This is a genomic window from Cupriavidus sp. 8B, assembly GCF_054589115.1.
Genome location: NZ_BAAILO010000266.1, coordinates 138420 through 146869 on the forward strand (window position 1 = coordinate 138420; position 8450 = coordinate 146869).

The 8450-nt window shown below is 63.3% G+C and carries 6 protein-coding genes; 4 read left to right on the top strand and 2 right to left on the bottom strand.

The genetic code is table 11. The annotated features are described in order from the left end of the window. The first annotated feature begins 70 nt into the window (after positions 1–70). Complete coding sequence (locus ACYP5B_RS26845; RefSeq protein ID WP_400098965.1) at positions 71–619, top strand: 4-hydroxylaminobenzoate lyase; 549 nt, start codon at positions 71–73, stop codon at positions 617–619. 3 nt (positions 620–622) lie between these two features. Then, positions 623–1333 (top strand): nitroreductase, encoded by a 711-nt coding sequence (locus ACYP5B_RS26850; protein WP_400098967.1) that lies wholly within the window; start codon positions 623–625, stop codon positions 1331–1333. Positions 1334–2067: 734 nt separating this feature from the next. Here ACYP5B_RS26850 and ACYP5B_RS26855 read toward each other — a convergent pair. Continuing rightward, on the bottom strand, positions 2068–4011 hold the full coding sequence (locus ACYP5B_RS26855; protein WP_459571705.1) for a hypothetical protein: 1944 nt from the start codon (positions 4009–4011) through the stop codon (positions 2068–2070). A gap of 1012 nt (positions 4012–5023) precedes the next feature. Between ACYP5B_RS26855 and ACYP5B_RS26860 the strand changes: the two genes are divergently transcribed. Next, positions 5024–6064, top strand: coding sequence for an isocitrate/isopropylmalate dehydrogenase family protein (locus ACYP5B_RS26860; protein ID WP_459571706.1), 1041 nt, complete (start codon positions 5024–5026; stop codon positions 6062–6064). 435 nt (positions 6065–6499) lie between these two features. Continuing rightward, on the top strand, positions 6500–7855 hold the full coding sequence (locus tag ACYP5B_RS26865) for a 2-hydroxycarboxylate transporter family protein (protein ID WP_459571707.1): 1356 nt from the start codon (positions 6500–6502) through the stop codon (positions 7853–7855). Positions 7856–7993: 138 nt separating this feature from the next. Here ACYP5B_RS26865 and ACYP5B_RS26870 read toward each other — a convergent pair. Then, a partial coding sequence (locus ACYP5B_RS26870; protein WP_459571708.1) for a Tn3 family transposase occupies positions 7994–8450 on the bottom strand: 457 nt, incomplete at its 5' end.

The window sequence follows — 8450 nt, forward strand, 5'->3', positions numbered from 1 at the left end:
AAGACATCAATTCCATTCAATTCATGGTTCGCGCATCATGATGTCCAGCGATTTGACAGGAGACGACACCATGACGGCCGAAACACTCATCCAAGATCGAGAAGCGCTGATCGAGCGCTGCATCCCCTTCCTTGAAGAAGTGAAGGACCTGACCACTAGCACCGCGGTCGAGCGCTGGTTGAACGAGAAGTACGGGCCCGACAGCGAGCTCTACCAGACCCTGTCTCGCTCGGTAAGGAAGGGCGTGGAGGATGGCTGGGCAGCGAACGTTGAGATCGAGGGCCCAACCTACCGCCGCAGCCGCATCGCGGAGCCCTCCACGCGCACGCTTCACTTCAGCATCACAGCTGTGTACATGGATAGCACCGGCAATAGGCAAGGCCACCCTGACCATCGACTCCGCGGGCAATACCACGGGCATCCCTATGGCGAGTTCAACATGGTCGTTCCGATAGATCCCGGCGCTGCCCTGAATGGGCCGAATGGCTGGTGTTCCAGAGGCTGGACCGCCCCGGCGCCGGGGAGTCACCACTATCCAGAAGCGAAGGGTGGCGCCGTTATCGCGCTGTTCTTCCTGCCCGCCGGTCGGATTTCCTACCACGACGTGCCGCAGGAGTAGTCCATGGTGCAGACAGCAATTGAATGGTCCCAGGAGGCCGTCGCGCGATGCGTCGCCACCGTCGTAAAGTCCCGCCGCGCGGTTCGCGCCTTCAGGCCTGAGCCGCTTCGTCGCGAACTCATACAAGAGATCCTGGAGGAGGCAGCGACCGCCCCGAGCGGGGCCAACATCCAGCCCTGGCGGGTGTATGTGGTCAGCGGCGCGGTCAAGGATGAATTGGCCAACGTCCTGGTCGCTGCCTCCCGCGCCGGGACCGCCCCCGCACCCGCCCACTTCCCTGAGCCGTTGCCGGACGTGTTCCGCGCGAGACTGACTGACTTCGGCGCGCGCTACTACGCTTCGCTCGGGATCGATCGCAACGACACCCCGACGCGCACGCGCCAGACCGAGCGGAACTTCTCGTTCTTTGGCGCGCCGGTGGGTCTCATCTTCAGCATCGACCGCAGATTGAAGCCGCACAGCTGGATCGACATCGGCCTTTTCGCGCAGAACCTGATGATCGCCGCGAAAGCGCGTGGCATCGACACATGCCCGCAAGTTTCCTTCGCGCCGTTCCATGACCTGATCGCATCGCATCTGCACATGCCACCGGAGGAAGTGACCGCCTTCGGTATGTCTATGGGATATGGAGACCCGGAAGCCAAGGTGAATCAAACAAGGATGCCACGGGAGCGCGTGCAAGACTTCGCGCGACTCTTCGGGTTTCCGACCTGACCCTCCCGCCGATCCATGCAATCAGCACCGACGCGGCAGACGATGAAGGTACTTGGAATTGCAGGCAGCTGCGCGAATCCAGCTACAACCTCCTGGCGCTTCGGGCCGTCCAGCATTGCATGCCGGCGGCGGCCCCAGGCGACAGCGATCAGCGAAAAGCCGCGCAGCTACGCCAGCAGCTCTTCGGCGCTGGGACGGATACCGGAAGCCGATCGGCCCAGAGGCGCCGGTAAAGTCCGCCAGGACTTCGAACATCGATAGGCCGAACCACTGACACCAGGCATGTTCGCCGTGGATCTGGTCGTAGATTCCCAACTTGGAAAGGACCGTGCCGTCTAGGTCGAGGATTCGGACGTCGTCCTGCAGGAGTAAACATGGCGATCAGCCCGTCCCGCGCGACGTCGCGCGGAATATAGAAGGTACCCGGTTGCGTCATGTCGTTGGTGCAGAAGCCGGATTCCCACAAGGCGGTGGTCAGATCTTGGGCGGCAGATCAGGTAGCACCCATCCGCTCCGGCCAACACCGCTGGCGGGCCGAACCGGTAGGTGCGCGGTACGTAGAGCGGAATTACCGCGGCCGGGTGCCGGACCGCACGAAAGACGCGCGTGCCGGCAGGCAGGATGAACTGGCGCCCGCAAACCGATTGGCCACCGGCAGATACCGCGGCTGCACAGAGTCGTGATGACCTACTCCATGCAATCGCGCCGCGACTTGGTTGGAGTCGGTCATGCTGTTACATACTGTCGATCCCCCAGACCGCCAGCGTGCGGCCAGCCGCATTGGTGGCCACGCGCGGCACCGGGTAGGTCGTGCCGTCGGCGGGTGTCGCGCTGAGCAGGTTGGGCACATCCCAGCCGCTGCCGGTCAGGTAGCGATTGGTCCTGACGTTGATGCCGGAGGTTTCCCACTGATACCAGATGGCCGTGGCGTTGCCGTCCGCACCCACGGCCACGCGGGGCGCATAGACGTCTCCCGGCACCGTGCCGCTGAACTTCCCCGGCACGCCCCAGCCCGTGCCAGCCGCGTAGCGGTTCGCACCGCCGTAGGCGCCAACCCCGTTCTGCTCCTGCCAGACCGCGATGGCATTGCCCGCCCCGTCGATCTCCACATGCGGGTCGTAGCATTCGCCAAGTGTATTGTTCGAGACGACTGTCGAAGTCTGCCACCCGCTGGCGGCAACGTACCGTGCCGACTGGATCGCAAAGGACAGGCTGGCCGTGCTCTGCACCCACACTGCAAGGCCATTGCCGCTGCCATCCACCGCAACGGCCACTTGCCCGTAGACGTTGTACAGGTTGCCGCCCACGGCATTGAGCATAGCGCGCGGGCCCCAGGCGCTGGCGCCGGTTGTGACGCTGCGCCCGTAGATGTCCTGCGGGCCGTTTGACACGGTAGTACCATCGCCCTGTTGCTGCACCCACGCGATGAGCCCCTGGCCGGCGGCGTTGACCGCGACGTGGCTGTTGGCTGCGCTATTGACGCCGTCGCTGACCATGAACGGCGCGCCCCAGGCACCGGACAATGCCGCGTACTTGACGGCCCACACATCGAAGTGGTTCGTGCGCCCGTCGCCTTGATACCAGGTCACGATGGCATTGCCCTGGCCGTCGACGGCGAGGTCAGGCGTGGAGGCACCGGTAGCGACGCTCGCCGACGACACAACCCGCAGCGGCGCGCTCCAAGTCTGGGACGCAGCGGTGTAGCGGCTCGCCCAGAGGTTGCTGATGTTGTTCTCGGAGGCCATCCAGATCACGGTGACGTTACCCGCTGCGTCGAAGGCAACGCGTGGCAGGAACGCATCGCCAGCGGTGCTCAACGTGGTCGCGGCTGCGCCGGCATCAGTCAGGAAGCGCGCACGAATGACGAATTGCGAAGCCACCTGCTCAGACCAGGCCACGAGGCCATTGCCGTTGCTGTCTACCCCCACGTCGGGGTCGCTGGCGACCAGCGCATCCTGCGAAGTCCAGTCCGCGGCCGACAGCGCGCCGGCCAGGTTGCCGATGGGGGCCTGCAGCACCGTGCTGCCGTCCAGGTTCGCCACCGTGACGGTGCCGGCGCCATAGCTGACGGTGATGTTGTCCAGCAGCGCGTCCATGCCGGTATGATCCGCCGTGAACTTGCCGGACATCAGGTCGATGCTGGAGGCGGCGTACCTGGCCAGGAGCGGGGCGAGTTCGGCTTTCAGGATGGAGATGGCGCCGGGCAAGGCATTCGAGATAGCCGTGAAGGCAGCGGCACCAGACGTGGCGTAGATTGCGTCGAGTGCATTCGTGCCGGCCGCGCCAACCACCGCGAGTTGGGTTAGTGGTGTGATGTTTGCCGCACCATTCGAGGGCGAGAAGGAATACAACCGCTGCGTTGCACCGTTCGCGGTCCATTCGGCCTTCAACATGAAGGGCGGCGTAAGACCGGCGGTGGAGAAGCTATAGGTGCCATCCGTGGTGTCGACGTACCGCTCGTTCCCTGCGGCATCCTTCAGGTAAATGCGGCCGGAGATTGCCGACCCGGTTGCCGCAATGCCCGAGAGGCTCTGCACGACAGCAGGCGGCGGGGATCCGCCAGTGCCAGTGCCAGTGCCAGTGCTGGCGCTACTTCCTGCCGCAACATCACCACCACCACCACCACCGCCGCAAGCGGCCAGGGCCAGGCACATGAGCAGCGCCAATACACGTTTCATTGCGAACCTCCCGATGCAGTGCATCGGATATCGGCAACTGTGCGGGGTTCTTGAGCCGGATGGCGGCGATCGTTGGCTGGATGGCCGGGTACGGGTTACCGGGAAAGGCTGTGCCCGATGTGCATTTCAAGCGTGGGAATACTGCCGGTCACTCGTGTGCACGCACACAAACGCCAGGTTAGCGCCGGGGTACGCGAACGAGAACACCATCAGCGCGATCAGCGCCCGATCCCGCAGGGGACAGCAGTTGGCGCGCCGCGGTTGCGTCCAGGACCGGCATCTTGCCGACGTGCTGCTCGACGCGCTAGGCACCTTCTTGGCGAAGTGGCTTCTCCCGACGGATTTTCCGCCCTGCTTGGGCGTAGCCGAGGAGCCTTCCGTTGCGCAGCCCGCTGGAAAGGCCTTGCCGGCAAATGAGGGGCTCGCATTGAACGAAGCATGGATGGCCGTCTGAACATGGCAGCGTGCTTCGCTCTGTCACAAAGACCTCGTCGCTCGATTTACGGCCTGGTATGAATTCGCTGAAGTGGCCCGCCATCCGTCAACGGCTTTCCGACCAGTGGTCCCGCCTGCGACTGCCCTGTCTCGCTACTGGCAAGTTGACAAGGCCTCTACGCCTCCCTTGCCCGCTCTGTGTGGCCCGATTCCGCCGAGAATTGGGTATGCAACTGACCAAATTGGACCCCGCGTAAACCATGAGGACGCAGCAGCCGGAATGACAGGTAGTTGACAGCCTTCCCTTCGTAGAATCTGGCCCGTGGTTGGCCGAGTCCGCCAGCAATTCCGGAGGAAGAATGCCGCGTATGGTTCGCAAGGCCTAGCCGGGACTAGAGATGGGGCCTCGCAGGCGGACGCGCTTCGTGTCCCTTCACCACAAGAGGAGCTCCTGATCCCAGGGCACAGGCCAGCCGGCAGATTGCAAGGAGGCTGCCATGGCTCGCGCCGTTGCCAAGGAGCGCGCGCGCCACATGGCTAGCCGATGCTAGCCTCTCACATCGTGATAGGAAAACAGATGGAATACGGTGCAAGCGAAAAGATCCCCGCCACCCTGATCCCAGGCGATGGAATCGGACCTGAAGTGGTGGATGCCACTGTCCGAGTGCTGGACGCACTTGGTGCCCCCTTTGCCTGGGATGTCCGGCAGGCGGGCATGGCCGGCATCGAGCACGGCGGCGACCCCATGCCGGAAGACACGCTGGACAGCATCCGCCGCACCGGCCTCGCGCTCAAGGGACCCCTGACCACGCCGGTGGGTGGCGGCTTTCGCTCGGTCAATGTGCGCCTGCGCGAAGCATTCAATCTCTATGCCAACGTGCGGCCGGCCCGCACGCTGGTGCCGGGACGCTTCGAGAATATTGACTTGGTGCTAGTGCGCGAGAACGTGGGCGGCTTCTACGTGGCGCACGACTACTACATTCCGGTCGGCGACGACCCACATGCGGTGGCGGTGTCCACCGGCACCAACACGCGCGACGCGTGCCGGCGGATTGCCCGCTTCGCCTTCGAGTATGCCGTCAGGAACGGGCGCAAGAAGATCACGGTGGTACACAAAGCCAATATCCTCAAGGCCCTGACCGGCATCTTCCTCGATGCCGCGCGTGAGGTGGCGAAGGACTACGCCGATCGCGTGGTCATGGACGACCGCATCGTTGACGCCTGTGCCATGCAACTGGTGCTGAACCCCTGGCAGTTCGACATGCTGCTCTGTACCAATCTGTTCGGTGACATTCTGTCGGACCAGATCGCCGGTTTGGTGGGTGGGCTGGGCATGGCGCCGGGCGCCAATATCGGTGAGCACGCGGCGATCTTCGAAGCGGTGCACGGCTCCGCGCCCGATATTGCCGGTAAGGGCGTCGCCAATCCGATTTCGCTGATGCTCGCCGCTGGCCTGATGCTCGAGCACGTTGGCTGCCAGGAGATGGCTGCACGACTGCGCCAGGCCATCGAGCAGACGCTCAACCTGGATCAGGTGAAAACCGGCGACCTCAAGGGCACGGCCTCCACGCTGGAGTTTGCCGACGCCGTGGCGAAGCGCATCGCTCTGACCGGCTGAACCGACGTTGGGGGCGGCAGGCGGCGCCTGCTGCCGCGCATGAACCAAGACCCTCGCGCGGCGGTCATTGGCAAGCTTTTCGACGACCGCAGCGAGTACAACGTATTTCTCGCATTCTGTCGCACGCTGTTGCGAACACAGCAGAGGGGTAATCGTCCGAATCGTGCATGTATGGCTGTGGGTGCGATATCGGGCGGGCGACGGCTCCGACCCGGCGCTCGGGAGCGCAGCCTTCACGGCTTTCCTGTTCGGCCGGATGATCGGCTGCGGCGGAGATCGACGACCATTTGAACCGAGGCCGCAATCTCGACACTCGCACGCGGCAGTCGGAGGCACGATTTTTGGCGTGAGCGCCGAACACCATACTGATGATCAGACCAAGGGCCGGACTGCTGGGTAGCGCTGCACCGGCCTTCAACCGCAAGGAGACACTTTGTGCAAACCACCTCACAGACTTTACCTCCCGCCGAGGCGCAGCAACCCGCGATCAAGCCGCGCTTCTGGCCTGAAGGCTGGTGGAAGCTGATGGAACTCCGGATCGGTATCATCCCGCTACCGGTCTACGTGATCCTGCTCGCGCTGATCGCGGGCTTCGCAGTCACAGGCAAGGTCCCCGGCGAGATCTCGATGGCGATCGCCGTGCTCGCCTTCTTTGGCTTCACCTGCGCAGAAATCGGCAAACGCCTGCCCATTATTCGCAACATCGGTGCCGCCGCGATTTTCGCGACCTTCATTCCTTCGGCGCTGACTTACTATCACCTGCTGCCCAAGCCGATCCTGACCCTCACGACGGAATTTACTAAATCCACCAACTTCCTGTACCTGTTCATCGCGTCGATCATCGTCGGCAGCATTCTCAGCATGGACCGAAGGGTGCTGATACAGGGCTTCATCAAGATCTTCATTCCACTAGCGGTCGGCTCGATCGCAGCCGGCGTCGTCGGGACGGCGGTGGGCACGGCACTCGGGCTCGGCGCGCACCATACGTTCTTCTACATCGTGGTGCCGATCATGGCGGGCGGTGTCGGCGAAGGGGCGATCCCGCTGTCGATCGGATACTCGGAGATCCTCCATCTGCCTCAGGGGGAACTGTTCGCGCAAGTGCTGCCGCCCGTGATGCTCGGCAGCCTCACCGCGATCATCCTGTCTGGCGTGCTCGACAAGGTTGGCAAGCGCTTTCCGCACCTCACCGGCGAAGGGCGCCTGCAAGTCGGCGAAGAGGACGAAATGGACCCGGTTCAGGAGGAGATTCGCGGGCATATCGAAGTCACACATATCGCAGCCGCGGGGATCACGGCCATTACGTTGTACCTGCTCGGACTGATGTGTCGCAACCTGTTCGGGCTGCCGGCGCCGGTCGCCATGTTGTTCCTCGCGGTGCTAGTCAAGATCACGCGCGCCGTGTCTCCACCGCTGCAGGAAGGCGCCTTTGTCGTCTACAAGTTCTTTTCGACGGCGGTGACGTATCCGCTGCTGTTCGCGATTGGCGTGGCGATGACACCGTGGGACAAGCTGATCGCCGCGTTCACGATCGCCAACATCGTGACAATCGTCGCGACCGTGGTGACGCTAATGGGCACGGGCTTCGTGGTTGCGCGCATGCTGAAGATGCACCCGATAGATACGGCGATCGTGAATGCATGCCACAGCGGCCAGGGCGGAACCGGCGACGTCGCGATCCTGACGGCGGCCAACCGGATGACGCTGATGCCATTCGCGCAGATCGCCACGCGCATCGGCGGCGCGATCGTCGTGACGCTTACGCTGATCGTGCTTGCGCACATGGGATGATACGCAGATATCGGCGTACCGAGGGTTGGTCGGCATCCTGGGGCGACTTCAGATTTCGGAATATCTTGCCCGCTAGCGGGCAAGATATTCCGATAATGCTTGGCAGGCAGGCGCCAATTCGGTGAGGAATGCCCGCGACTACGACAACGGGTCTTTTCCAAATGGCGCGGCTCTCAGGTCAAACTGCACTGACCGATGCCGCGCTGGCCTACCAGGAACGCCGCGAGCCTTTGCCTGACATGGGTTCGCGCGCAACACAAGCGGGTTGCCTGAGCGGTGCCGGAGCGGGTGGTAAGCAGTTGGCAGCAAGCGTGGGCATGCGGCCGCTTGCCGTGCAATATTTTCCCTTTTCTGCAGCGACCCCTGCATGCGCTGCGTGTTCCACGCGATCACCAGGTTCGTCAACAGCGTCAGAGAGCCAGAGATCGCGATCATCTCGTCGCGCCGCCGTCCGCGCTCCGGCGCGACCTTACCGGTGTATATCGCACGCTGGAGCTGATGAACTGATTCGCCCCGGTTCAGTAGCGTATGCAACTCACGACGAAACCCGGTATTGCTGAAGTAATCACACAGGAAAAGCGTGCGCAGCAGCTTG

Bases quoted from the DNA above. Each gene is read 5' to 3' on its own strand.
- ACYP5B_RS26845 (WP_400098965.1), top strand. From the start codon at position 71: ATGACGGCCGAAACACTCATCCAAGATCGAGAAGCGCTGATCGAGCGC.
- ACYP5B_RS26850 (WP_400098967.1), top strand. From the start codon at position 623: ATGGTGCAGACAGCAATTGAATGGTCCCAGGAGGCCGTCGCGCGATGC.
- ACYP5B_RS26855 (WP_459571705.1), bottom strand. From the start codon at position 4,011: ATGAAACGTGTATTGGCGCTGCTCATGTGCCTGGCCCTGGCCGCTTGC.
- ACYP5B_RS26860 (WP_459571706.1), top strand. From the start codon at position 5,024: ATGGAATACGGTGCAAGCGAAAAGATCCCCGCCACCCTGATCCCAGGC.